The sequence below is a fragment of the Streptococcus intermedius SK54 = ATCC 27335 genome, from assembly GCF_000413475.1.
Lineage (GTDB): Bacteria > Bacillota > Bacilli > Lactobacillales > Streptococcaceae > Streptococcus > Streptococcus intermedius.
This window is the reverse complement of the sequence record NZ_ATFK01000001.1, coordinates 18,754-44,923: the sequence shown is the minus strand read 5'-3', so window position 1 is coordinate 44,923 and position 26,170 is coordinate 18,754. Positions and strand designations below refer to the sequence as shown.

27 protein-coding genes are annotated in these 26,170 nt (G+C 39.2%); 9 read left to right on the top strand and 18 right to left on the bottom strand.

The window, feature by feature from the left end; all coding sequences use genetic code 11:
• Nucleotides 1-166 precede the first annotated feature (166 nt).
• From nagA to HMPREF1654_RS00175, 13 genes are all read right to left on the bottom strand, one after another.
• Nucleotides 167-1,318 carry an N-acetylglucosamine-6-phosphate deacetylase gene (gene nagA, locus HMPREF1654_RS00235; protein ID WP_003078251.1) on the bottom strand — a complete coding sequence of 384 codons (1,152 nt, stop codon included), beginning with the start codon at nucleotides 1,316-1,318 and terminating at the stop codon, nucleotides 167-169.
• A 191-nt stretch (nucleotides 1,319-1,509) separates the two neighbouring features.
• On the bottom strand, nucleotides 1,510-3,141 hold the full coding sequence (locus HMPREF1654_RS00230) for a Na/Pi cotransporter family protein (RefSeq protein ID WP_003078333.1): 1,632 nt from the start codon (nucleotides 3,139-3,141) through the stop codon (nucleotides 1,510-1,512).
• A gap of 158 nt (nucleotides 3,142-3,299) precedes the next feature.
• A complete protein-coding gene (gene rbfA, locus HMPREF1654_RS00225; RefSeq protein WP_003033710.1) occupies nucleotides 3,300-3,650 on the bottom strand; it encodes a 30S ribosome-binding factor RbfA in 351 nt (116 codons plus the stop codon).
• Nucleotides 3,651-3,728: 78 nt separating this feature from the next.
• On the bottom strand, nucleotides 3,729-6,566 hold the full coding sequence (infB, locus tag HMPREF1654_RS00220) for a translation initiation factor IF-2 (protein WP_003078241.1): 2,838 nt from the start codon (nucleotides 6,564-6,566) through the stop codon (nucleotides 3,729-3,731).
• 16 nt (nucleotides 6,567-6,582) lie between these two features.
• Entirely contained in the window at nucleotides 6,583-6,882 is a 300-nt protein-coding gene (locus HMPREF1654_RS00215; protein ID WP_003078421.1) for a YlxQ-related RNA-binding protein, read from the bottom strand.
• Nucleotides 6,875-7,171, bottom strand: a complete 297-nt coding sequence (gene rnpM, locus HMPREF1654_RS00210) for an RNase P modulator RnpM (protein WP_003078278.1) — start codon at nucleotides 7,169-7,171, stop codon at nucleotides 6,875-6,877. The genes HMPREF1654_RS00215 and rnpM overlap by 8 nt, the downstream gene beginning before the upstream one ends.
• Nucleotides 7,172-7,181: 10 nt before the next feature.
• Nucleotides 7,182-8,375 carry a transcription termination factor NusA gene (nusA, locus tag HMPREF1654_RS00205; protein WP_003078357.1) on the bottom strand — a complete coding sequence of 398 codons (1,194 nt, stop codon included), beginning with the start codon at nucleotides 8,373-8,375 and terminating at the stop codon, nucleotides 7,182-7,184.
• 51 nt (nucleotides 8,376-8,426) lie between these two features.
• Nucleotides 8,427-8,915 carry a ribosome maturation factor RimP gene (gene rimP, locus HMPREF1654_RS00200; RefSeq protein ID WP_003078411.1) on the bottom strand — a complete coding sequence of 163 codons (489 nt, stop codon included), beginning with the start codon at nucleotides 8,913-8,915 and terminating at the stop codon, nucleotides 8,427-8,429.
• A 211-nt stretch (nucleotides 8,916-9,126) separates the two neighbouring features.
• A complete protein-coding gene (locus tag HMPREF1654_RS00195) occupies nucleotides 9,127-9,819 on the bottom strand; it encodes a VIT1/CCC1 transporter family protein (RefSeq protein ID WP_003073834.1) in 693 nt (230 codons plus the stop codon).
• 400 nt (nucleotides 9,820-10,219) lie between these two features.
• A complete protein-coding gene (gene trmB / locus HMPREF1654_RS00190) occupies nucleotides 10,220-10,855 on the bottom strand; it encodes a tRNA (guanosine(46)-N7)-methyltransferase TrmB (RefSeq protein ID WP_003078354.1) in 636 nt (211 codons plus the stop codon).
• Entirely contained in the window at nucleotides 10,852-11,649 is a 798-nt protein-coding gene (ccrZ, locus tag HMPREF1654_RS00185) for a cell cycle regulator CcrZ (protein WP_003073837.1), read from the bottom strand. The genes trmB and ccrZ overlap by 4 nt, the downstream gene beginning before the upstream one ends.
• 50 nt (nucleotides 11,650-11,699) lie before the next feature.
• Nucleotides 11,700-12,746 carry an ABC transporter permease gene (locus HMPREF1654_RS00180; protein ID WP_003078361.1) on the bottom strand — a complete coding sequence of 349 codons (1,047 nt, stop codon included), beginning with the start codon at nucleotides 12,744-12,746 and terminating at the stop codon, nucleotides 11,700-11,702.
• Nucleotides 12,743-13,474, bottom strand: coding sequence for an ABC transporter ATP-binding protein (locus tag HMPREF1654_RS00175; RefSeq protein WP_003073841.1), 732 nt, complete (start codon nucleotides 13,472-13,474; stop codon nucleotides 12,743-12,745). The genes HMPREF1654_RS00180 and HMPREF1654_RS00175 overlap by 4 nt, the downstream gene beginning before the upstream one ends.
• A 68-nt stretch (nucleotides 13,475-13,542) precedes the next feature.
• Here HMPREF1654_RS00175 and HMPREF1654_RS00170 point away from each other — a divergent pair, with 68 nt between their 5' ends.
• Together HMPREF1654_RS00170 and HMPREF1654_RS00165 are read left to right on the top strand one after the other, a co-directional pair.
• Complete coding sequence (locus HMPREF1654_RS00170) at nucleotides 13,543-13,953, top strand: HIT family protein (protein ID WP_003073842.1); 411 nt, start codon at nucleotides 13,543-13,545, stop codon at nucleotides 13,951-13,953.
• Between the two features lie 9 nt (nucleotides 13,954-13,962).
• A complete protein-coding gene (locus tag HMPREF1654_RS00165; RefSeq protein WP_003078430.1) occupies nucleotides 13,963-14,250 on the top strand; it encodes a hypothetical protein in 288 nt (95 codons plus the stop codon).
• Between the two features lie 42 nt (nucleotides 14,251-14,292).
• On the opposite strand, the gene lytR is transcribed toward HMPREF1654_RS00165, so the two are convergent.
• The 5 genes from lytR to HMPREF1654_RS00140 all read right to left on the bottom strand — a co-directional run bounded on the left by lytR (nucleotide 14,293) and on the right by HMPREF1654_RS00140 (nucleotide 18,852).
• The gene (gene lytR, locus HMPREF1654_RS00160; protein WP_003078359.1) at nucleotides 14,293-15,396 is read right to left on the bottom strand and encodes a glycopolymer--peptidoglycan transferase LytR; all 1,104 of its coding nucleotides are present in this window, start codon (nucleotides 15,394-15,396) and stop codon (nucleotides 14,293-14,295) included.
• Nucleotides 15,397-15,403: 7 nt separating this feature from the next.
• Nucleotides 15,404-15,925, bottom strand: coding sequence for a GNAT family N-acetyltransferase (locus HMPREF1654_RS00155; protein ID WP_003073848.1), 522 nt, complete (start codon nucleotides 15,923-15,925; stop codon nucleotides 15,404-15,406).
• On the bottom strand, nucleotides 15,918-16,358 hold the full coding sequence (tsaE, locus tag HMPREF1654_RS00150) for a tRNA (adenosine(37)-N6)-threonylcarbamoyltransferase complex ATPase subunit type 1 TsaE (RefSeq protein ID WP_003078375.1): 441 nt from the start codon (nucleotides 16,356-16,358) through the stop codon (nucleotides 15,918-15,920). The genes HMPREF1654_RS00155 and tsaE overlap by 8 nt, the downstream gene beginning before the upstream one ends.
• 337 nt (nucleotides 16,359-16,695) lie before the next feature.
• Nucleotides 16,696-18,135, bottom strand: a complete 1,440-nt coding sequence (locus HMPREF1654_RS00145) for an NCS2 family permease (RefSeq protein ID WP_003078266.1) — start codon at nucleotides 18,133-18,135, stop codon at nucleotides 16,696-16,698.
• A gap of 117 nt (nucleotides 18,136-18,252) precedes the next feature.
• Nucleotides 18,253-18,852 (bottom strand): DUF1361 domain-containing protein, encoded by a 600-nt coding sequence (locus HMPREF1654_RS00140; RefSeq protein ID WP_003078409.1) that lies wholly within the window; start codon nucleotides 18,850-18,852, stop codon nucleotides 18,253-18,255.
• Nucleotides 18,853-18,958: 106 nt separating this feature from the next.
• Between HMPREF1654_RS00140 and HMPREF1654_RS00135 the strand changes: the two genes are divergently transcribed.
• The 7 genes from HMPREF1654_RS00135 to serS all read left to right on the top strand — a co-directional run bounded on the left by HMPREF1654_RS00135 (nucleotide 18,959) and on the right by serS (nucleotide 26,169).
• A complete protein-coding gene (locus HMPREF1654_RS00135; protein WP_003078249.1) occupies nucleotides 18,959-19,771 on the top strand; it encodes a Cof-type HAD-IIB family hydrolase in 813 nt (270 codons plus the stop codon).
• A gap of 222 nt (nucleotides 19,772-19,993) precedes the next feature.
• Nucleotides 19,994-21,016, top strand: a complete 1,023-nt coding sequence (gene adhP / locus HMPREF1654_RS00130; RefSeq protein ID WP_003078393.1) for an alcohol dehydrogenase AdhP — start codon at nucleotides 19,994-19,996, stop codon at nucleotides 21,014-21,016.
• Nucleotides 21,017-21,287: 271 nt separating this feature from the next.
• The gene (locus HMPREF1654_RS00125; RefSeq protein ID WP_003073857.1) at nucleotides 21,288-22,277 is read left to right on the top strand and encodes a PTS sugar transporter subunit IIB; all 990 of its coding nucleotides are present in this window, start codon (nucleotides 21,288-21,290) and stop codon (nucleotides 22,275-22,277) included.
• Nucleotides 22,278-22,294: 17 nt separating this feature from the next.
• On the top strand, nucleotides 22,295-23,098 hold the full coding sequence (locus HMPREF1654_RS00120) for a PTS mannose/fructose/sorbose transporter subunit IIC (RefSeq protein WP_003078311.1): 804 nt from the start codon (nucleotides 22,295-22,297) through the stop codon (nucleotides 23,096-23,098).
• A 19-nt stretch (nucleotides 23,099-23,117) separates the two neighbouring features.
• Nucleotides 23,118-24,029, top strand: a complete 912-nt coding sequence (locus tag HMPREF1654_RS00115) for a PTS system mannose/fructose/sorbose family transporter subunit IID (RefSeq protein ID WP_016670346.1) — start codon at nucleotides 23,118-23,120, stop codon at nucleotides 24,027-24,029.
• A gap of 278 nt (nucleotides 24,030-24,307) precedes the next feature.
• Nucleotides 24,308-24,679 carry a DUF956 family protein gene (locus HMPREF1654_RS00110; protein ID WP_003078282.1) on the top strand — a complete coding sequence of 124 codons (372 nt, stop codon included), beginning with the start codon at nucleotides 24,308-24,310 and terminating at the stop codon, nucleotides 24,677-24,679.
• Between the two features lie 212 nt (nucleotides 24,680-24,891).
• Nucleotides 24,892-26,169 carry a serine--tRNA ligase gene (gene serS / locus HMPREF1654_RS00105; RefSeq protein ID WP_003078297.1) on the top strand — a complete coding sequence of 426 codons (1,278 nt, stop codon included), beginning with the start codon at nucleotides 24,892-24,894 and terminating at the stop codon, nucleotides 26,167-26,169.
• Nucleotide 26,170 lies beyond the last annotated feature (1 nt).

The window sequence follows — 26,170 nt, the reverse complement described above, 5'->3', positions numbered from 1 at the left end:
ATAAAAATTAGAAAATATAAAGTTTTAAGCATTAAATTATTTCATTTAGATAATATTTGTTCGGAAATAGATATGTATTGCACACAAAAAAAGTTAGACATAGAAGGTCTAACTTTAAAAGTAATTCTTCTTGCAGGAGTTTCTACGTTAATTAAGTATTCATATATTATGCTTCGTATCTCTTTTCGCCATCCAAGTAGGTCGCAACCAGTTCCAAATCCTTGTCCAACACAATGAAGTCTGCATCATGTCCTTCCTTGATTTGACCACAAACATCCTCAATATGAACGGATTTAGCCGGATTGAGGGTTGCCATCATAACTGCTTCGTGTGGGTTAGCAATCCCCCATTTGACAACGTTCTTTAACCCGTCTTTCAATTTCAAGATAGATCCTGCGAGGTTACCTGTTGATTTGAGTCGAGCAGTTCCATTTGCGACTACTACTGGAAATTCTCCCAACATATAGTCACCGTCTTCCAAGCCTCCTGCAGTCATACAGTCTGTGATGAGCGCAACATTTTCATGCCCTTTTTGCTTCATCAAGATGTCACAAGCTTTTGGATCAACATGGTGTCCATCACAGATTAATTCAGCATAAGTGTGTGGCAATTCATACATAGCGCCAACCATCCCCAACTCACGGTGGGTTAAGCCGCGCATACCATTATAAGCATGCACCCAGACACTGGCACCTGCATCTACCGCAGCCTTTGCTTCTTCAAACGTTGCATTTGAGTGCCCAAGTGCAACCGTAACCCCTTCATCAGTAATAGTTCGAACAAAATCTTCCACACCTTCTCGTTCTGGAGCTAGAGCGATTTTATTGAGCAAACCATTCGATGCTTTTTTCCAAGCACGAAATTCATCCATTCGAGGATTTTTCATGTAAATTGGATTTTGGGCTCCTTTATATTTTTCTGTGAAATACGGACCTTCAAAATATAAGCCACGAATCTTAGCACCTGTCGCTTCTTGATAATGAGCACCGATATTTTCCGTGACCGCTAGTAACGATTCAAAAGTTGAGGTTAAGGTTGTCGGCAAAAAACTGGTAACACCTGTCGACAACAGACCTTCACTCATGGTATGCAGAGTTCCTTCAATATTATTGTCCATCACATCTACACCACCAAAACCATGAATATGCGTATCAACTAAGCCCGGTGCAATAGAATAGCCTGTATAATCTATCACGTCCGCACCTGCTGGGATTTCTTTTGTCCATTTACCAAATTTACCATCCACTAATTCTAGATAGCCACCTTGACGAATACCATAGGGATAGAAAAATTGATCTGCTTGAATATATTTAGGCATAATAAAACCTCCTTCTTTCAGTGAGAGTTTGTATAAGCTGTCACTTTAGACAACTGTAAGTGCTATTTTAAATCACTCTCGCATTTTTCATTATGTCTCTTTCATTATATCGCTTTCTTTTCTTTTTGTAAATGGTATAGACCCATTCAATGCAAAAGAAACAAACCACGCCAGCAGTTTGTTTCTCATGATTATATTTGTTCCGCTTGGACCTTTTCCGCTAAGTTCATGGCGTGATCCGCGACTCTCGTATAGTGAGAGATGATATCAATAAAGTTTACGCCTGCTTGTGTTGAGCATTCTCCTCTATTCAGACGATGAATGTGCGTTTTCCGTAGCTTTCGTTCCATTTTATCAATCGCTTCATGCTTAGTTACTAAGCTATCCGCCAACTCAATGTCATTATTTTCTACAGAAGTCAGGGATTCTTTAATGAAAGTCAAAGTCATGTTATAAATCAATTCCAACTCTTGCAAAGCTGCTGGAGAAAATTCCACCTTTTTCCGACGGATATAATCAGTCAAGTTAATCAGCGCTTCACCATGGTCTCCGATTCTTTCTAAATCTCGAGATGAATCCAAAATATTTGTCAGTACTTCACTTTCTTTTTGGCTAAGAGGCTCACTAGATAAATCAATGAGGTAACGTGTGAGATCTTCATCAATCTTATTGATTGCTTCTTCGGTCTTGTGTCCCTTGTCTGCTGACTTTTCAGTATTGTTCACAATATAATCATAAGCTAACTCAAATGAACGCATCGCATAACGTCCTAAATGAAGCAATTCTTTTTTGGCATTTCCAAGCGCTAAAGACGGAGCTTGTTTAATTAAAATCGGATCCAAATAAAGCGGCTCATATTTCACAACTTCATCTTCACCTGGAATCAGTTTTGTTACCAAGGTAGCTAACAAGCCAATGAATGGAAATTGAATAATTGTATTGGTAACATTGAAGGTTCCGTGAGCAAAGGCAATAGTCATTTCTGGGCTTAAATGGAGCGTTGCTTGAAACCAATGAATCAAGCTCGTAAATGGACCTAAAACGATCAAGCATAAAACAGTACCGACCACATTGAAAGTGACATGAGCACCTGCCACACGTTTAGCAGCAATATTGGCTCCTAATGATGCAATAATTGCTGTAATTGTTGTCCCGATATTATCCCCAAAAAGAACTGGCAAAGCTCCCTTTAACTCAATCAAGCCGCTCGCATATAAATTTTGTAGAATACCGATAGTTGCTGATGAGGCTTGAATCAACAAGGTAATACCTGTCCCTACAAATACACCTAGGACTGGATTTCCACTCAACTTTATCATATACTCACGAAAAGCATCTAAATTTTTCAATGGCTCCATAGCACCACTCATCAAATTCAAAGCAAAGAAGATCCCTCCTACCCCAAATAGAACGCGACCGATATTATTGATAGAGCGTTTTTTGGTAAAGAAGAGACAGACCGCCCCTAAAAAGAGAATGGGTAATGCATAATCCCCCAGTTTAAAGCCAATGATAAAAGAGGTTACCGTTGTTCCAATATTGGCCCCCATGACAATCCCAATTGCCTGTCTGAGTGTTAAAAGGCCTGCACTCACCAATCCAACTGTAATAACTGTCACACCTGAACTTGACTGAATCAAAGCTGTTAGACCAATTCCAACCAGAACACCAAAAAATGGATTGCTGGTATATTTGTCAATGAAATAACGAAGCCGATCACCTGCAGCCTGCTGCAAACCATCTCCCATCATCCGAATACTATATAGGAAAAGTCCTAAACCGCCTAAAAAGCTAAATATAATTTGCTGCCAATTGATGGACATCTTTTCTCCTCCGAAAAATCTGTAGCGGATTATCTCCTTTTCTATTTTAAAGGATAAGTGTAAAAGTAACAAGCCTTTTTTAGCATTTTTATCAAAAAAAGAAAGAAAAATAGAATTTCCTTTCTTTTTAAATATATTGACATAGCTAAAAACACGCCTTATTTTTGATCTAAATCACGGAGCATTTGATCAATTTTGTTCCCATATTCAATCGATTCATCCTTGATGAAAGTCAAATCAGGGATTTTGTACATCTTCAAGTTGTGACCCAATTCACGTTTGATGGTTCCCTTCGCCTTTTCTAAACCAGTCTGAGCTTTTTCTTGTTCAGAAGCAAGGTTGCTCATCAGCGTGTAGTACACTTTTGCCATTGACAAGTCGCCCAACATTTGCACATCTGTAATGGTAATTCCTTGAACACGTGGATCACGAACTTTTTTTTGCAAAATTTCATTGACTTCGCGTTTGATTTCCATTCCCACACGATCCACACGAAATTGATTTGCCATGATGTCTCCTTTCGCTTATTTTAGAAAAGGGTTGAGGCAGGCTCCAATATATCACAGTCTGTCTCCCCTTCATTTATATTATTTTGCGATTTCTTCCATGATGTAAGCTTCAATCATGTCATCCACTTTGATGTCATTGTAATTCTCAACCATGAGACCGCCTTCTTGTCCATTTCCGACTTCTTTCACATCATCTTTATAATGTTTAAGGCTGGCAAGAGCACCATCAAAGATCACCACACCATCACGAATCACACGAACCTTAGAATCACGAGTTACTTTACCGCTAACTACCATAAATCCGCCGATAGTACCGACTTTAGAAACCTTGAAGGTTTCACGAATGACAGCTTCACCAATAATTTTTTCTTCAAATTCTGGATCAAGCATCCCTTTCATGGCATCTTCTACTTCTTCAATCACTTTATAAATGATACTGTGAAGACGCATTTCGACGTCATCCGCTTCAGCTTGTTGACGAGCTTGTGGAGTAGGGCGAACATTGAAACCAATGATAAAGGCATTGGAAGCTTCCGCAAGAGTAACATCCGATTCGTTAATCGCACCAACTGCTGAGTGAACAATTGTTACTTTAACACCTTCCACTTCAATCTTCTGAAGAGATGCTGTTAATGCTTCCGCTGAACCTTGTACGTCGGCTTTGATAATAACATTGACAGACTTGACTTCACCAGCTTTAAGGGTATCAAAGAGATTTTCCAAACTAACACGATGCGTTGCTTGACGCTGTTTCATGAGAGCACGTTTTGCACGTTCTTCACCAGCTGCACGCGCTGCTTTTTCATCTTCATATACGGCAAAATGGTCACCCGCCATTGGTGTTTCATTTAAACCTGTGATAGATACTGGCGTCGATGGCCCCGCAACTTTCACTCGACGTCCACGGTCATTAGTCATAGCACGCACACGACCAAAAGTATTACCAACAACAATTGGATCTTGTACATTTAAGGTACCTTGTTGAACAAGCAAGGTTGCAACCGCACCTTTTCCTTTATCCAACCGCGCTTCGATTACTGTACCAATTGCGCGAACCTTTGGATCAGCTTTTAGCTCTTGAATTTCAGCTACAAGGAGAACGGTTTCGAGCAGTTCATCAATATTTTGATTGAACTTAGCTGAGATTTCGACAAATTCAGAATCACCACCCCATGCTGTAGACATAACTCCATATTCAGCTAATTCACCGATGACACGTTCAGGATTGGCACCTGGCTTATCAATCTTGTTAATCGCTACAATAATTGGCACATTGGCTGCTTTTGAATGGTTAATCGCTTCAATTGTTTGAGGCATTACCCCGTCGTCTGCTGCCACAACAAGAATCGTAATATCTGTGACAGAAGCACCGCGCGCCCGCATAGAGGTGAAAGCGGCATGCCCTGGTGTATCAAGGAAGGTAATTTTCTTACCATTTTCTTCAATCTGGTAAGCACCAATATGTTGTGTAATCCCACCTGCTTCACCTGTAGCAACACGAGAATTACGCAAGGTATCCAAAAGTGTTGTTTTCCCATGGTCAACATGTCCCATGATGGTCACAACTGGCGGACGTTCTACTAAAGCATCTGGATCAAGATAATCTTCATCCACAAAGAAGCGTTCGATATCTGCATTATCGACTTCAACTTTAGCATGTGCTTCAATGCCATAATCTACCATCAGAAGTTCAATAGTATCACCGTCCAACGACTGATTCTGCGTTGCCATAACCCCCATCATAAAGAGTTTCTTGACAATTTCGGCTGGTTCACGTTTAATCCGTTTTGCAATTTCTGCAACGGTCATACCTTCTGTGTATTCAAATTCTTTAGGCAATTCATGAAACTTACGTTCTGTAACCGGTTTTGGACTTTGATTCGTATTCCGATTATTCTTGCCTTTTTTATTTTTCTTATTATGATTCCAATTACTATTCTTTTGATTTCTCACTTGATTTTGACTGCTTCGATTCTTTTGTTGTTTTCTTGGACCATCTTCTTCGCGATCAAAGTCATCACGTTTCTTGTCTGGTCGAGCTTGTTTTTTCCGACGAGTATCAACTGCAGGAGTTGGAACCGCCTCAGGGGCAACTTGAGACTGTGGAGCCGGCTTTGTAGCCTCCACGATAGGCGCTGCTGCTTTGAATAATTCTTCTACCGGTTCTTTCCGTTTCTTCTGCTCACGTTGAGCTGCTTTTGCAGCTTGAGCCTGTTTAAAACGTTCCTCGCTTCCACGAGCATATTCGGCATTCTGTTCAGCTTTCAGAGCTGCTGCACGCGCCTTGAAATCAATGCGTGGCCCTTGATTCGATTGAGAGCGATTTTGATTTGTAATACCATTTGAACGGTTTTGCCCTTGATACCGATTATCTTGGCTGCGATGATTGCGATTGTTGCGTTGTTCATTGCGATTCCCACGGTCATTTCGATTTTTCTGGCTTCGCTCATTATGCTGATTGTTCTCTTCTCGATTTTGTTTATCGCCATTTTGTTGGTTTCGCGCTCGATTTTCTCGCTGTCTATTTCGTCGCTCTGCTTGCTCTTTCGCTTTCGCTTCTCGCTCGGCCTTAAAATTACGACTCTTTGGCTTTACTGATGAAGCTTTTGTTGCCACGGCTGATTTTTGCGCCTGTTCTGCTATCCTAGGCACTACTTTATCAGCCATCGTCACTTCTTCCGCTACGACTTGAGCTGGCTGTTGCTCTTTAGCTAAAGAGTGAGCTGTTTTTTGATTCGTTTCTTTTTTAGGAGCTGCCACTTGAGAAAAACTGGCTGTAATACGCGCGGCCACTTCACTTTCAACGCTGCTAGCATGACTTTTTACTTCAATACCAAGCTCTTTTGCACGTGCCACAACTTCCTTGCTTTCTTTTCCCAGCTCCTTCGCAATTTCGTACAATCTTTTCTTAGACAAATCTTGTCCTCCTCTTCTATTCCATAAGAGACCTCATTTTCTTTGTAAATCCAGCATCAGTGATAGCAAGTACTTTTCTTGCTTTACCCACTGCGGTGCTTAATTCCAGTGTTGAAAACACGGTTGATACTTCTACTTTATAGTAATGACTTTTATCAGTAATTTTTTTTGTCAAGTTTGGAGCAGCATCATCGGCTAAAAAAACCAGTTTTGCTTTTCCGTCTTGTATTGCCCTAACGACCAATTCTTCACCAGATATGATACGATTGGCTCGTTGTGCTAATCCAAGTATATTTGCTAATTTTTGTTTATTCAAGACCTAACTCTCTTCTTTTAACCTTATGATCCACGTAAGCAATCAATTCATCATAAAATGCTTCTTCGACTTCCATATTGAAGCTACGGTTAAAAACTCGCTTTTTCTTAGCTTTAAGTGCTTCTTCATTGTCAAGTTTGATATAAGCTCCTCGTCCATTGGCCTTTCCTGTCGGGTCAATAAAAATTTGGCCTTCTTTATTTTTGACAATCCGAAGCAAATCACGCTTGTCAATGACTTCGTTAGAAACTACTGATTTTCGTAAAGGGATTTTTCTTGTTTTTACCATTTCCCCCTCCTTAGTCTTCTGCTTCAACTTCACTTTCTAAAAATTCTGTTTCCACAGGACTTTCAATTGTTGCAAATTCATCTGCTTCTTCAGCAAATCCACCAAGCTCACCTGCTTCTTCCATAGCTTCAAATTCACTTGCAGATTTGATATCAATTCTATAACCTGTCAAATGAGCTGCTAAGCGCACATTTTGCCCTCGCCGCCCAATAGCAAGTGATAGCTTATTATCTGGTACAACAACAAGAGCATGCTTGCTATCCTCACTATCAAAGATAACTTGATCGACTTCTGCAGGAGCAATCGCATTGTAGATAAATTCTGCAGGATCTGCCACCCACTCAATAACATCAATATTTTCCTCTACAGGAATCATACGGCCAGATTTGGCGTCATATTTAGCTGGATGAAATTTGCTGGTAATTTTCTTAATATTTGCACCACCACGACCAACAATCGTACCGATTGCATCTACATTGGGATTGTGACTGCGTACAGCAACCTTCGTCCGATCGCCTGCTTCACGAGAAACACTCATGATTTCAACTGTTCCGTCATAAACTTCTGGAATTTCCTGCTCCATTAAACGCTTGATCATTTCTGGATGGCTGCGGCTGACAAAGACATTGACACCGCGAGGATTGTCTTCTACCTTATAGACAAAGACTTCGATGCGGTCATGAGAAGCAAATACTTCACCAGGAATCTGGTCTTGCTTTGATAACTGTGCTTCAATGCTACCTAGATTGACATAGATAAAACGATTGTCAAAGCGCTCGACTGTTCCTGACATGATTTCATTTTCATGTTCTTTATACTTATTGTAAGTGATTGCGCGTGTCTGCTTGCGCATTTTTTCCATAATCGTTTGCTTAGCAGACTGAGCTGCTACCCGTCCAAATTCAGTTGGTGCCTCTTCAAATTTTATTTTATCACCAAGTTCATAAGCCGAGCTAATAGCAAGAGCATCTTTTAAACTAATTTCTAAACGGCTATCAAAAACTTCGTCTACCACTTCACGAACGGTATAAACACGAAAATCTCCTGTTTTTTCGTTGAATTCAATGGCTGCACTGTCTGCTTGACCATAGCGACGACGATAAGCCGAACGAAGTGACTCCGTCACCGCTTCGATAATATCTTCTTTTTTGATCCCTTTGTCTTCTTCCAAAATACGGAAGGCCTCTAGCATTTCTTTACTCATGTTTTTTCAGCTTTTGTGGAAACAAAAGCAATCCTTTCTTTATTATTCTTGCTAAAATTTGACTGCTAATCTTGCTTTCGATACTAGCTGGTAAGGAATTTGAACAACTTTCTTACGAGTCTTATCCATATATTCCATTGTTAAATGATCTTCCTCGAAAGAAAGCAGTGTCCCCTCAAAGACTTTACTTTTATCAAGTGTTTGATACAGACTAACATGGATATATTCCCCAATTGCAGCTGCTAGTTGTTCTTTCGTTTTCAGCGGACGTTCCAACCCTGGGCTAGTTACTTCAAGAAAATACTGCTCAGGAAAGGGATCCGGCTTAATCGTATCCAAAAGTGGACTGATGATGTCCGTCAATTCTGCCGTATCATTTACAGTGATTCCTCCTGGCTTATCTACAAAAATACTAAGAACATGGTCGCTCCCCATTTTACCGTACTCAATATCCACTAATTCATACGGCTCTTGAACGACTGGTTCAACAACTTCTTTTACTAATTTGACAATCGTTGTGATAAGACTACACCTCCTCACAGATAAGAGGCGAAGATATTTCCTCGCCTCTCTTTCATATTCATTATCTACATTATAGCATAAGAAAAAGGAAAATACAAGAAAATTTATTCTTGTATTTTATTTGATTTTATAATTGTGTCTAACAAATCATTCTTAAGCAAATTCACCATAACGCTCAATAAAAGAAATTATCATTAAAACTACGCCCCACACAATTTTTATTTTGGACTTAAATAACAAACAATTGACCCACAAGATAAGTAACTGTCATGGTCAAAAGTCCAATGACTAAATTTCGAATCATGGCATTTTTTATCGGTGCTTTTCCTAACTTAGCGCTAGTATATCCCGTCCCTAACAATGCTAAAGCAACAACAATGACTGTTGCCGGAATGCGATAGCTAGCAGGAAGGAAAACTATGGTTAACATTGGAAAGATGGCTCCTACTGCAAAAGCAATAAAACTAGATATTGCTGCATGCCATGGATTTGTAAATTCTTCCACCTCAAGTCCATATTTTTCTTCTACCAAAGCCTTAAGCGGATTTTTCAAAAAAGCTCGATTTGTCAAGAGTTGGGCAGATGTCTCACACTCGCCATTCTGGATATAAGCTGCATAAAGTGACTGTCTAGCAATCTCTGGATTTTTTGTTAAAAGTACTCGTTCTCTGGCAACCGCAGCCTTCTCCGTATCCTTTTGGGTTGAAACAGATACATATTCACCACCTGCCATGGAAAAAGCTCCTGCAAACACTGCTGCTAAACCTGAAAGAAATATAATCCAAACACTTTCCGTTGCACTTGCTACTCCTATAACGACACCCGCAATAGAAATAATACCATCATTAGCCCCCAATACTCCAGCCCGTAAAATATTTAGTCGACCGCTAAAGTTCTTATCAATCTCCTGATTATTTGTCATCCCAAAACTTCTCTTTTCTTTTTTTATTTAGAATTATTATAAATAAAAATCTCATAGGACACAATAAAAAATCGGAAAATGAGAAAAGTTCCACTATTTTAAGATAAAATTCCTTAGACATATACTCAAAAAATGATAACTTTGCTGTTTAGCAGACATAAGCAATTGTAACAAATTATAGCTAGCTTTAAAGTTAAGGAAAAGCCCTCTGATGGATAGCACAATCTTCTGTAACATTTTGAATCGTTATGCTGCTACTATTTTTGTACTCGTGAATGGTTTTAAGAAGTGTTCTCAAAACCATTTTATTGCTTGAAATATCGTTTACTACGTCGTTATTTAAACTATTTCCCTGAAAATCAAAAAAGACCGCATGGCCTTTTTCATTATTTATTTTACATTAAAACGCTGCTTCGACCCGATAAATGACTTGGCCTTTATTAGCAAATTTTTGCTCGTATTCTGTCATCACATTGTCTTCAAAGTCACTCGCATGCAAATCCAACCAAACGCCATTTAATTTCATACCATATTGGGAAAAACTAACAAGGCTATACTCAAAAAGACCGCGATTATCTGTTTTGAAGTGAATTTCACCATGATCTGGTAAAATTCGCTTAAAGGTATCTAGAAAAGATTTATAGGTCAAACGACGCTTTTCATGACGTTTCTTGGGCCAAGGATCAGAAAAATTCAGGTACAAGCGATCAATCTCCCCATTTTCAAAATAGTTAGTCAGATCAGAACCATCTACCCAAAGAAGTTTGATATTTGGAACATCTGTCGCTAAAACCTTGTCCAAAGCATAACTCAAAACAGATTTTTGAATATCAATTCCAATATAGTTAATTTTTGGATGAGCTTTTGCCATTCCTGAAATAAATGCACCTTTTCCACTCCCTACTTCAACATGAATAGGGTAATTATTTCCAAAAATCTCGTGCCACTTGCCTTTTGCTTCAGTAGGATTTAAAATCACATACTGGGGATTTGCTTCTAGTAATTCCGTCGCTCCCTTACGATTCCTTACTCTCATAATACCTTTCTTCCGTATTTTGAACGGAAGTTACGTAGTGCATAAATCTCCCGATTCACATTTTCTAAGTCTGCATTCTCATAGTACTTGGCAATCTGGCACAAGTAAGCATATTGACCATACCAGTATAATTTCTTCAATACGGTTGCATTATACCGATAGCCATAATAGGTCAACCATTCTTTCCAACGTACTTCTGGAATATAGTGGCTTAACATATGGGCTACATCAAACATTCGATCTGTCAAACGCACAGAATCCCAATCTACCAAATACACCAAACCGCTATCTGTTTCAATCCAATTGCTATGTCGAACATCGCCATGTACAATCGTTGCATAATCCTCGCGAAATTGTGGCAGACTACTGTGCATATCTTTTAAAACAGATCGCAAATAATGATTATGACTAAGTGCAATTGGCGCACGATCTAACCAAGACTCGACTAAATCTGCTGGAGTTTCCAGAGCATAACCTAGCCGTCGTAATTGCGTCATTAACGGACGTGAACGGTGCAATCTTGTCAAAATATTCACAATTTGCTTTTTATCCATTTCAGCTGGTGTCAAAATTTTTCCTGACAGCCACTCTTGCGCGCTCATGACATTACCATCTGCCATGCGACGACTCCATAATAGCTGTGGTGCAATTTGTTCTCTAGCTAAACCTACTAAGATTGGGGTTGTATTCATCTTGACGAAAACGCGCGCCCCATCTGGATAGGTGCCCATGTAGGCTTTTCCACTTTTACCTGCAATCGGTGTCAGAGTTAGCTCATTATCAACCAAGTCCATGATTCCCCTCCGTAAAAAGTTTCCTATCTATTTTACTAATTTTACTTCCTTTAGTCAACCAAACTTTTTAATTTAACTGGTAAATAGAAAAAATAAAGCAATAGTGTAACTCCTACCATGAAAAGCAGTGCAACTCTATCTTGGAAAAATAGCAACGCCATAATTGTTTCAACTAACAGCACACTGTAACCAACAAGAACAATCACTTGTCTCACACCCTTTAACTTTAATCCGATTTCTAGAGGAAATAAGAATGTCAAATATTGATAATCAAAAGCGTTGTACAAAGCAGTCAATTGAAATAGCAAAAGATAATTCAACAGTATCACAAAAACAGCCGCAATCCAAGATTGACCGAGCAAGCCAATTCCTAAAAGAGATAGAAATAGCAACCGCATGGTCAAAGCCAGAAAATCACCATTTCGCAAATAAGAGCGTAAAAACATATTCTGCCAAGTGGTTGATTGCCTTTTTGGCAAAATATTTGTCAAACCATCAAGATAGGCTCGGCGTTTCACGCTATTGGAGATTCCTTTTACATTGGTAAATAGAGCAAAGAAACGCAAGATTGTCTGCTTTCGTCTCTCTTCGTAGTCAATGAGATAGCCCCAATTTATGCCTGCTCCTTGATAAAATCTTCGGCTCTTTTTCAAAAATAGAAACCATTTTGCTATTAACATAAAAAATACAAGAATAAACCATCCCCAAAATGGTAATCCTAGCGCCAAAAGGAGTGGCGCTGCTAGTAATAGAATAGCCGTTTGAAATACACTCCATAATAGATAAGATGAACACATTTGTTTTTGTAAATAACTTTTTAATTCTTCTTCTTTGACCAACAAAAATAGACTATCTGGCTTTTCCATATACGTTGCAATTCTTCCCAAAGGCAACAAGAACACCAAAAGAACTGCTAAAGCAAGAATAATTGGCAGGTGATTTTTAGGAAAATTTCGCAACAGTTGACTATATTGAACAGCTAAAAAACCACTAAAAACTAATAAAAATAGAACAAAATGATCGTTAAAAACATAGCGTGAATATTTCAAACATTGATTGCGAAATACTTGCTTGCGCTTTTGAAACACTTCTTTCATAGACTTGCCTCTTCTGTCAATGCCAGATAGATCTCATTCAGGCTAGCTTCTGGCATAGAAAATTCTGATTGCAACTCTGATAAGTTACCTTTCGCTCGGATTTCCCCCTTGTGCAAAATCACGAATGAATCACACATTCTTTCTGCTGAGTCCAACACATGCGTACTCATCAGGATAGATTTGCCTTTCGTCTTTTCATCTTTCAAAAGCTCTATCAAATCAGCAATCGCTACTGGATCGAGTCCCAAAAATGGCTCATCTACGATAAAGAGACTCGGATCAACTACAAAGGCGCAAATAATCATGACTTTTTGCTTCATTCCCTTTGAAAAGTGAACGGGGAACCAATCCAATTTTTCTTTCAAGCGAAACTTGGTCAATAATTGTTCCACGCGCGCAAAAGCTACCTCTTGATCGACATCATAAGCCATAGCAACTGTTTCAATGTGCTCTCTTAAAGTCAATTCCTCATATAAACTAGGGGTCTCTGGAATAAATCCAATTTTCTTACGATAACCCATGGGATTATCTTGCAGTTTAGCGCCGTCAATTAAAATTTCCCCTTTATAAGGAGTTAAAAGTCCAATAATTTCATTGATTGTTGTAGACTTTCCAGCACCATTCAAACCAATTAAGCCCACCAGCTCACCATTTTCTACCGTGAAACTGATATCTTTTAAAACAGGGATATTTATATATCCGCCTGTAAGCCCTTTTATTTCTAACATATTTTCTCCAAATTCTGGTATAATGTTCTTATATTATAACAAAATCTAGCGAAGTAGAGGTAAATTTGATGACGGACTGCATTTTTTGTAAGATTATTGCAGGGGAAATCCCGGCTTCTAAAGTATATGAAGACGAACACGTTCTAGCCTTTTTAGATATTTCACAAGTGACTCCTGGGCATACCTTGGTTGTGCCTAAAAAACATTTTCGTAATATGCTTGAAATGGACGGAGCAGCAGTCGGCCAACTCTTTGCATGCATACCAAATATTGCTCGTAAAATAATGACAGCAACTGCTGCAAAAGGAATGAATATCATCAATAACAACGAAGAAATTGCGGGTCAGACTGTCTTTCATACACATATCCATTTGGCGCCGCGCTATACTGAAGATGATGATTTGAACGTAACCTTTGTTGCTCACGAACCCGACTTCCCTGCATTGGCAGCTTTAGCCAAAAAAATTTCAAAAGCATAAGGAGAAAGCATGAAATTTAGCAATTTATTGTTATTCACAGGTGCAGCCGTTACTAGTTTTTATTTGGTAAAAAACAGAGAGAAAATTATGGATGAAGCTGTTGAAACCTATGATTCTATAAACAGTATACAGCAGAGCCTTCAAAACATTCAAAAAAATGTACAAGTTATTCAAGCACAAAAAAGCCATTTAGAATCCATTTCACAGGATTTGGCTTACCAATTTAAACTTTTTGAGCAAGAAGCTACTGCACGTCTTCAGCAAATACAAGATACCTGGAATGCTCAGCAAAAATAGATATAAAAAAGGAAGTTAGCTCAAACGCTAACTTCTTTTTTATCATCGCCCATAATACTGTCCATTTGAATTTGGCCCATACGAATTGTTTGAGTAAGCCGATGAATCAGTTCCCCCACTTGCTGGAACCTTTCCTGACTGACTGGTATTAGGAGCACCACCATACAATTCTTCATACAGAACTGCATTGGTTTCCAATTTAGTTACTTCTTCCAAACCTAATGATTTTCTCAAAATATTTTGCATTTCCAATAAATGCTCAGAAGTGACAATTTGATAAGAACCACCATCTGCCAGGGTTGCTCCTTCACCTTTTAACTGTTTGCTTTCGATATTTTTGAAAGCATCTTGATAACCTAATAATTGAGGAATACTACCCGAAGACAACTCAACATTCGTCTGCATATTGTTGCTAACAGCCTTTAAAATAGCTTGATAGTGACTAACACTGTTTAAACTTAATACTTTTTGGACCACTTTTTGAATCACTTCACGTTGGCGTTTCTGACGACCATAGTCTCCTTCCGGATCTTGATAACGCATCCGCGAATAGACCAGTGCTTGATCACCATTGATATGTTGCTTCCCTGGTTCAACAACTGCTTTGTATTCTGGCTCGTTTTCTTCAATCGAGATAGGAAAACCAAGGGTGTTATTGACCGTAATGCCTCCAACAGCATCAACTAATTGCACCAGACCTTTCATATTGATAAGAATATAACGATCGATGTGAATATTCATCATTTTTTGAATCGTTGAAATTGCTAGTTCGGCACCACCATTAGCATAAGCTGCATTAAGTTTTGCTTGCATTGTCCCATCAGTGGTTTTAATTTTGGTAAGAATATCACGTTCCAAGCTCATCATTGTCGTTTTTTTTGTTTTAGGATTAACTGTTACGAGAATCATGGAATCACTATTTCCAGCCCACCGATCTGAGCGCGATCCACTACCTGTATCCACCCCCATCAAAAGCAAGGTCAAAGGTTTGGTAGCGGCAATCACATTTGTTTCTTTCCCAAAGCTTTTATAAGTCTTAGACAAAGCATCTGTTGATTGGTTATAAATAGTAAATCCATAAACGCCTAGCCCCGCAATAGTTACAAGACACAAACTCAAAAACATTAAGATAATTTTTTTAAACATATTTATTCTAGTCTATCAGTTTTCCCATTAGATAAACATCAAGAAATTCCCCTTCTGTAAGATAGGCTCCTCTTTTTTGAACGCCCTCAATCTCAAACCCAAACGCCTGATACAAATGAACAGCACGTTCATTTCTTGCTTGTACAGTCAATTCTAATCGCCGAATCACTCCAGAATTCTCTGCCCAGTTTATCGCCTCTTCTAAAAGAAGCTTTCCTAAGCCTTGATTCCAAAATGCTCTTTTAACCACGATAAAGACCTGCCCAATATGCCGAATCCGCTCATGAAAATCAGCTGTAATACTCACAAGACCAGTAATTTCATTATCTAATAGTACAATTAGATAAATCTGATTATCTGACGCGGCTTGATGTTCAATGAAAGAGCTCATCTGCTCTTCTGTCATCAAGATCCCTGCGTCATCTAATGTCATGTAATCTGACTCTTGCCCAACCTGATTAAGAAAATCAATCAAATGTACAGCATCCTGAATCTCTGCTTCTCTTATCAGCAATTCTAACTCAGCCATTGAAAAGTTCCTCAAGTAAATTCTCAGCTCGATGACCTTTCGCATCAAAGACCAATTCTCGACCATCATTTTTTCTGAGGATTGTCAGTTTGAGATAGTCGCTTGGCAAGCTATCTTCCAATAATTCACCCCATTCAATGACTATTACCCCTTCACCAAAGAGAAAGTCATCTAAATCAATCGAATCTGGATCTTCCCCAATACGATATACATCCAAATGATAGAGTGGAAGGCGGCCATCATATTCCCGAACAATCGTGTAGGTCGGACTTTTAATCATTTGTTTGATATCTAGCCCACGTGCTACCCCTTTGGTAAAGGTTGTTTTTCCAGCTCCTAAATCACCTGTTAAAATCAAAACATCTTGTTTTTGGAGTAAAGCACCTAATTTCTCGCCCCACGCCATTAACTCATTTTCATTATGACTAAACATTTTACTATTATATCAAAATTTTTCGTTTTCTGCTAAAATTTGACAAAAGAAAAAGGGGTGGGACAGAACTCATTTTGAAAATTTTTAGTTCGTAGTCTCACTTCCACAAAGATGCTCAACAGTCTGAGAGACTATTGAGGTAATGGATAAAGGAAACAGAGTTTTTGTTAAAAAGACTCTTCTGAGTTTGAAAAGCAACTATTCTTGAGACTTGCTTCGCAATCTCTATTCGCCTCCTCAAAGCTGTGCTTTGAGCAATCAACTGCTGTATCGGTGATTTATTCAACAGTATGCTTTGAAGCTAGGAACTTTCGTTCCAACCTCATTTTTTCAATCATTAAGCCAGAGCTAGACTGATAAAGTTTAGGATAAATAAGACATCCAACACCCAGATAATGGGATGAACTTCCTTAGCTTCACCCTTGATGATTTTCACAAAAGCATACATGATGAAACCTGCAGCAATACCATGAGTAATACTGTAAGTAAAGCCCATGAAAACGGATGTAAAGAATGCTGGTACTGCTTCTGATAAATCGTCCCATTCGATATCCTTCATGCTGGAAAGCATCATTATTCCCACAATGATAAGAATAGGTGCTACCGCTACTGTTGGTACAATAGCAAGAAGTGGACTAAAGAAACTTGACACAGCAAACAAAGCTGCAACGACAAGCGCTGTCAAGCCAGTACGACCGCCCGCTTCAATTCCAGCTGCACTTTCTACATAAGTCGTAACATTTGAAGTCCCTGCAATCGCGCCAATAGTTGTCCCAACCATGTCTGAGAATAATGCCTTATCCATTTTAGTTTGAAGGCCAGACGAATCTTTAGCAGCTTCTTCATCTGCAATGTTAAAGATGCCCGCTTTGCGCCCTGTACTGATCAACGTTCCGATGTTATCAAAAATATCTGTTAATGAAAAGGCCAAAATAGCAAGAAGCACTTCTGGGATGCGAGAAGGTTTTGCAAATAAAGCTAACAAACCGTTTTTGCCTAAAGCTGCACCAAAAATCTTTCCCAAATCCTGAACAGCAGCACCGATATTATTGGAAGAAAAATTGATTTTTGAAAGATCTACAACTCCCACCAAAATGGCTACGATTGTGGTTGCCGCAATAGATAACACAATACCTCCACGCACGCGTTTCAAGACAAAGAAAATGGTGATGAAAATTCCAAACAAAGCTACAAGAACAGCTGGGTTGTTAAAATCTACCAAGCCCGGCGTTGCCATTCCATTGGCTGTAATAGCTGCTTGGGCCTTATCCGCACCTTTTCCTGTAACGCTATAAGTTCCCGGATCAATTGAGAATTTTAAAAGTCCAGCTTTTTTAACTCCAATGTAAGCTAAAAAAATCCCAATCCCACCAGAAATAGCATATTTTAAACTTTCTGGAATTGCATGAATAATAATTGTACGAACTTTGGTTAGCGTAACAACAATACTAATAATCCCGCAAAGAAAAACCATCGCCAACGCTTCTTGCCAAGTATAACCAAGCGCAAAAACAACGGTATAAGTAAAGAAAGCATTCAACCCCATACCAGGAGCCTGAGCATAAGGAATATTGGCATACAAAGCCATCATCATCGTTCCAGCAACAGTCCCAATGATTGTCGCCAAAAAAACACCTTGAGCCGGCATCCCTGTTTGACTGAGCATCTCAGGATTGACAAAGAGAATATAACTCATTGCAAAGAAAGTGGTTAAACCAGCAAGAACTTCTGTACGAACAGTTGTACCGTTTTCTTTTAGTTTAAAAAGCTTGTCCATTTTTAAATCTCCTTAAAATTTACGAACGATAGTAGATATGATAACACAAAACATTCACGATTTCAACGATTTTTCAAAAAATAAACAAATTATCACAGCAATTTTCATATAAAATCTTTATTTGGACTGATTTTTACTCAAAAAGACCAAGGACATGATTTGAATAAAGGTAAACCCTAAAATGAACAGCAGACTCTCCCGCTGTAAAGACGCTGCCAGACGTTCAAAAACTAGTGTAGGATGACTAACTAAATCCCAAGAATTAAGTCGATCATAACGACCTATATAAATGGCTAAACTAGATAAAAACGACACCGCTCCAATAGCTAAATACTCTATCCACCAATTCAACTTTAAATAATGTACAATCATGTTCCAGCTCTCAATCCCACATAAAACTCCAAAGAAAATACTTGGAACAAATGCCATAAAAAGATGTAAACTTTCTCGATTCCACAAGGTATTACTCACCCAGTGCATGTGTACCAAGTCCGTAATCATATAGAACGTATTGGGGTAAAATGCTAGCCAAAGAAGAATGACAGGTAGGAAAAACCATTTCTTTTTAAACTGAATGGCTAAAAAAGCCGCATCATAGGCAATCAAAGCTAAAAACATATTCCAGATCAAATCCGGCCCCTTCGTTAAAATTCCTTCGACATAAACAATAGCAGAAATGATTGCAAAGAAAATATGAATGACAATTGTTTTACGCATGCTTGATTTCCTCCTTCATTATATAAGAAAACATTATATCACAAATTCTGCACTTTCATCTTAAAATCTGCTATAATAGAAAACAGCACAAATGAAAGAGTAAATTATGACTAAAAAAGTAATTGCAGTAGATTTAGATGGAACTTTGCTCAATTCTGACAGCAAACTTTCTGAATTTACAAAAGAAACCATTAAAAAAATTTCTAAAAAAGGCCACCATGTTGTTATCACAACAGGACGACCTTATCGGATGGCACGAGAATTTTACAAAGAGTTGGAGTTACATACGCCAATGATTAATTTCAATGGTTCTTTGACTCATATTCCTGAGAAAAAATGGCAACAAGAAAGATGCATCACCTTAGACAAAGAATATCTATTGGATATTGTCAAACGGAAACAAGAAATTAAAGCAGACTTCATTGCTGGAGAATATCGGAAGAAATTCTATATTACAGCTCCCAATAAAACAATTGCTGACCCCAAATTGTTTGGTGTGGAATCTTTTCGCCCTGAAAATCAATTCAAGCCAGAATTAGTGACCAAGAATCCCAACTGCATTCTTTTACAAACACATGCTAATGATAAATATGCCCTAGCTGATGAATTGAATCAATTTTATCATCAGCAATTATCTATCAACACTTGGGGAGGACCACTAAATATCCTTGAATGCACTCCAAAGGGTGTAAACAAAGCCTTTGCTTTAAAATATTTATTAGATATTCTAAACGTAGATCGAAAAGATTTGATTGCTTTTGGTGACGAGCACAATGATACAGAAATGCTAGCATTTGCCGGTACTGGCTATGCCATGAAAAATGCGAGTCAAACACTGCTTCCCTATGCAGATGAACAACTACCACTGACCAATGATCAAGATGGTGTTGCTCATCAACTGTTAAAATTGTTTTTATAAGAATTCATCCTGTTAAAGAAATCCTTCATCGTAAGGGGATTTCTTTTTTGGTTCATCACTTTCTTGTTAATAAATCACATACTATTAAACCGGCTAAGGAAAATTTCAAGAGATTTTCTGTAAACGCTTGCAATAACATTTAGCTTTTGTTATAATAAATTTATCAAAAATCAAACTTAGAGTTGAAAATGTATCAACTCTTATAATAAGGAGGATTACTGTATGAAAGCAGTTGTTGTTAATCCAGCAGGCACTAGTGTCGAAATCGTTGAAAACAAGGAACTACGTCCCCTTGAAACAGGCGAAGCACTCGTTGAGATTGAATATTGTGGTGTCTGCCATACTGACCTTCACGTAGCACATGGTGATTTCGGAAAAGTTCCAGGACGTGTTCTTGGTCACGAAGGAATCGGCATTGTCAAAGAATTAGCACCTGATGTGACAAGCTTAAAAGTTGGCGATCGTGTCAGCGTCGCTTGGTTCTTTGAAGGCTGTGGTGTTTGTGAATACTGTACCACTGGACGTGAAACACTTTGTCGGACTGTAAAAAATGCAGGCTACTCCGTTGATGGAGGTATGGCCGAACAATGTATCGTCACAGCTGATTATGCTGTTAAAGTTCCTGAAGGATTAGATCCTGCGCAAGCTTCTTCTATCACTTGTGCTGGTGTTACCACTTACAAAGCTATCAAGGAAGCAAAAGTTGAACCAGGGCAATGGGTTGTCATGTACGGTGCAGGAGGTCTTGGTAACCTCGCTGTACAATACGCTAAAAAAGTCTTCAATGCTCATGTCATTGCTGTTGACATCAACAATGACAAACTTGAGTTGGCTAAACAAGTCGGAGCAGATATCGTTATCAATGGTCACGAAGTAGAAGATGTTCCAGGATTAATTAAAGAAAAGACAAACGGTGGAGCTCATTCAGCTGTCGTAACAGCTGTTTCAAAAGTCGCTTTTAACCAAGCCGTTGATTCTGTACGTGCAGGTGGGCGTGTAGTAGCCGTTGGACTTCCCTCAGAAATGATGGATCTCAGTATTGTGAAAACTGTACTTGATGGCATTCAAGTCATCGGCTCTTTAGTTGGTACCCGTAAAGATTTAGAAGAAGCATTCCAATTTGGTGCTGAAGGTCTGGTCGTACCAGTTGTCCAAAAACGCCCTGTAGAAGATGCCGTAGATATCTTTGATGAAATGGAAGCCGGAACGATTCAAGGTCGGATGGTTCTTGATTTTACTCACTGATAAGTAGAACCCCTACAGAAGGGTGGAGATATTTTTCCACTCTTCTTTTTCATTTTCAAAGAATCTCATCCATTTTCAGCAATCGCTTTCAATCGTTAATATATTGTTAAAATAACTAGTTTTATTCATTGACAAATCTGTCAAAAATTATGAAAGATTTTGACTTTTTTAGCTCAAACTATTGCATTTTTCATGAAAACGTTTTATACTTAAATAGTCTTAAATTTTTCTTAAACTTAAGTCAAACATTTTATAAGGAGGAAAGACAATAATGAGTATCGGAATCATTATTGCAAGCCATGGTGAATTTGCTGCGGGTATTCATCAATCAGGTTCCATGATTTTTGGTGAGCAAGAAAAAGTTCAAGTTGTAACTTTTATGCCAAATGAAGGTCCTGATGATTTGTACGCTAAGTTCAATAATGCTGTGGCTGCTTTTGACGCGAACGATGAAGTTCTAGTTTTGGCTGACCTTTGGAGTGGCTCTCCATTTAACCAAGCTAGCCGCGTAATGGGTGAAAATCCTGACCGCAAATTCGCGATCATCACAGGCTTGAATCTGCCAATGTTGATTCAAGCTTATACAGAACGGATGATGGATGCCAATGCTGGCGTTGACGCTGTGGTTGCAAACATCATCAAAGAAGCCAAGGAAGGAGTGAAAGCTCTTCCTGAGGAACTAAATCCTGTAGTTGAGGTAACAAGTGCACCTGCTGCACCAACTGCTCAAGCTGCTATTCCAGAAGGAACCGTTATCGGAGATGGCAAATTAAAAATCAATCTTGCACGTATCGATACACGTCTTCTGCATGGTCAAGTTGCGACTGCTTGGACACCAGATTCGAAAGCAGACCGTATCATCGTTGCTTCAGACTCAGTAGCGCAAGATGAGCTTCGTAAGGAGCTGATCAAACAAGCTGCACCTGGTAATGTCAAAGCAAATGTTGTTCCAATCGACAAATTGATTGCAGTAGCAAAAGACCCTCGTTTTGGCGAAACACACGCACTTATTCTTTTTGAAACACCTCAAGATGCACTTCGTGCTGTTGAAGGTGGCGTGAATATCAAAACACTTAACGTTGGCTCAATGGCTCACTCAACAGGTAAAACAATGGTGAATAACGTATTATCAATGGATAAAGATGACGTTGCAACCTTTGAAAAATTGCGTGACCTAGGAGTTGAATTTGATGTACGTAAAGTACCAAACGACTCTAAAAAAGATTTGTTTGACTTAATTAATAAAGCCAACGTTCAATAATGGAAAGGATTTAGAATATGTCAATTATTTCTATGATTTTAGTGGTCTTCGTTGCCTTTCTTGCCGGACTTGAAGGAATCTTAGACCAATTTCAATTCCACCAACCACTTGTTGCATGTACTCTAATTGGTCTTGTAACAGGACACTTAGAAGCCGGTGTTATCCTTGGTGGATCACTACAAATGATCGCTCTTGGTTGGGCAAATATCGGTGCTGCTGTTGCACCTGATGCTGCCCTTGCTTCTGTTGCTGCTGCTATCATATTAGTACAAGGTGGGGACTACACTAACAAAGGAATTGCTGTTGCAACTGCTGTTGCTATCCCACTTGCTGTCGCGGGTCTTTTCCTTACAATGATTGTGCGTACGATCTCAGTTGCTCTTGTTCACGGCGCTGATGCAGCTGCTAAAAAAGGTGATATTGCTAGCATAGAACGTGCTCACTTTGTAGCCCTTCTTTTGCAAGGTCTTCGGATCGCTCTTCCTGCTGCACTTCTTCTTGCTATCCCAGCCGAATCAGTTCAACATTTACTCGGTCTCATGCCAGTTTGGTTGAAAGATGGTATGGCCATCGGTGGTGGCATGGTCGTTGCCGTTGGTTACGCTATGGTTATCAACATGATGGCAACTCGCGAAGTATGGCCATTCTTTGCTATCGGTTTTGCCCTTGCAGCTGTTAGTCAATTAACTCTTATCGCTCTTGGTACAATCGGTGTTGCAATCGCACTTATCTACCTTAACCTTTCTAAAAAAGGCGGAAATGGTGGTGGAGGATCTGCTACATCAAATGACCCAATTGGTGATATTTTAGAAGACTACTAAGAAAGGAGCTACTAATATCATGACAGAAAAAATTCAATTATCAAAATCAGATCGTCAAAAAATTTGGTGGCGTTCAACTTTCTTGCAAGGTTCTTGGAACTATGAACGGATGCAAAACTTAGGTTGGGCTTATGCATTAATTCCAGCTATCAAAAAATTATACACTAAAAAAGAAGACCAAGCTGCTGCTCTCGAACGTCATTTGGAATTCTTCAATACTCACCCATATGTAGCAGCACCTATCATCGGGGTTACCCTTGCTTTGGAAGAAGAAAAAGCAAATGGTGTCGAAATCGATGATGCTGCTATCCAAGGGGTTAAAATCGGTATGATGGGACCTCTTGCTGGTATCGGTGATCCCGTATTCTGGTTCACAGTTCGCCCTATTCTCGGCGCTCTTGGTGCGTCTCTTGCTTCAGCGGGAAATATCATGGGACCAATTCTCTTCTTTGTCCTTTGGAATCTCATCCGTATGGCTTTCTTAGAGTACACTCAAGAACTCGGCTATAAGGCTGGCTCTGAAATTACAAAAGATATGTCAGGTGGTATCCTACAAGATATCACTAAAGGGGCTTCTATTCTTGGTATGTTTATCCTTGCTGTACTCGTTGAACGTTGGGTAAACGTAAGCTTTGCGCTTCACCTTCCTTCAACAAAGCTTTCAGAAGGTGCTTACATCAACTTCCCTAAAGGTGCCGTAACTGGCGAACAACTTCAAAAAATCTTAGGTGATGTTGCTGGCGGCTTGAGTTTAACTCCTGAAAAAACAAATACTCTTCAAGGACAAATTGATTCCTTGATTCCTGGGTTGATGGGGCTTCTGCTCACTTTCCTTTGCATGTGGTTGCTTAAGAAGAAAGTTTCACCAATCACTATCATCATCGGATTATTCATCGTTGGTATTATTGCCAAAGTTATTGGTTTGATGTAAAACGAAAAGAAGGCTTCTGCCTTCTTTTTTTTATCTTAAATTTCCAAAAGCGCTGACTCAACTTCTAGAACCAGATTAGCAATTACTAGATACCACCTTCCGACCTATTGTTGTCCTATAACCCAATCCAAAGATTCTTGAGTCTGTGTTCGATTACTGACAACACTCGAATGCAGTGGACAACCTTATCATTCAAAAGCTAGCTTTGAAGAAGAAATTAATTTTTCAACTCGAATATGATATAATAAAAAAGAAAGATTTAAGAAAAAGAGGGAAAGATGGCACAATCACAAAATACAAAAATCAGCTTCAAAACAACTGGAATTTCTTATCTGGGGCTTGGAGGAAAAGTTGGCAAATTTTTACTTGGAGATAAGGCACTCGAATTCTATGCCGATGCAAATGTTGAAGACTACATTCAAATTCCTTGGGAAAGTATCAAGCAAATCGGAGCCAATGTGTCGGGCAAACGAATTAGTCGTCATTTTGAAGTCTTTACTGATAAAGGCAAGTTCCTCTTTGCCTCAAAAGATGCTGGAACTATTCTGAAACACGCTCGAAATCATATTGGTAATGAAAAGGTTATTAAATTACCAACATTGATTCAAACAATTGGTCAATTTATTAAAAATCTATTTGCAAAAAAATAAAATTTTTTGTATAATCGTAAGAAACGGATAAGTAAATCTATATCTCTTTCAGAAAGTCTGCGGTGGCTGTGAGCAGATAGAGAGCTAGTTTGAAATTCTACCGTAACACTAATTTCATAAACAATCAAGTGCACTTATGTGAAGTTGGATGGAACCGTGGCCCTGCCACTCCAACAGTTTCACAGGTGCACTTTTATTCTCTAGGAGGTCTTATGTTAGATATTAAACGCATTCGCACAGATTTCGATGCTGTCGCTGAAAAATTGGCTACACGTGGTGTAGATGCCGCTGTCTTGAATGAAATAAAAGAAATCGATGCCAAACGTCGTGACATCTTGGTTAAGGTTGAAACCCTTAAGGCAGAGCGTAACATTGTTTCGGCTGAAATTGCCCAAGCTAAGCGCAACAAGGAAAATGCAGACGATAAGATTGCTGCTATGCAGACCCTTTCTGCTGAGGTAAAAGCTTTAGATGCTGAATTGGTAGCAATCGATGCTAAATTGACCGAATTCACTACTACTCTGCCTAATATTCCACATGATAGTGTTCCTGTTGGTGTCGATGAAGATGATAATGTGGAAATCCGTCGTTGGGGGACACCACGTACATTTGACTTCGAAGCTAAAGCTCATTGGGATTTGGGTGAAGAGCTGGATATCTTAGACTGGGAGCGTGGGGCAAAAGTTACTGGTGCTCGTTTCCTCTTCTATAAGGGCTTAGGAGCTCGATTAGAGCGTGCCATCTATAACTTTATGCTGGATGAACATGGCAAAGAAGGCTATACAGAAGTTATCACTCCCTACATGGTCAACCACGATTCTATGTTTGGGACTGGGCAATATCCTAAGTTTAAAGAAGATACTTTCGAGCTGGCTGATACTAACTTCGTTCTGATTCCTACTGCTGAAGTTCCACTGACCAACTACTATCGAGACGAAATTCTAGACGGCAAAGACTTACCCATCTATTTCACAGCTATGAGCCCATCATTCCGCTCTGAAGCTGGATCTGCTGGTCGTGACACGCGAGGTCTGATTCGTCTGCACCAATTCCACAAGGTTGAAATGGTTAAATTTGCCAAGCCAGAAGAATCTTATGAAGAGCTTGAAAAGATGACTGCAAACGCTGAAAACATCCTGCAAAAGCTAAATCTGCCTTACCGTGTTGTAGCTCTTTCTACGGGAGATATGGGGTTCTCTGCTGCTAAGACCTACGACTTGGAAGTCTGGATTCCAGCACAGAATACCTACCGTGAAATTTCTAGTTGCTCTAACACTGAAGATTTCCAAGCTCGTCGAGCTCAAATCCGCTACCGTGACGAAGCAGATGGTAAGGTCAAACTCTTACATACTTTGAACGGTTCCGGTCTCGCAGTTGGGCGTACTGTTGCTGCGATTCTTGAAAATTATCAAAATGAAGATGGTTCTGTTACGATTCCAGAAGTGCTGCGGCCATACATGGGTGGTATAGATGTCATCACACCGAAGTAAC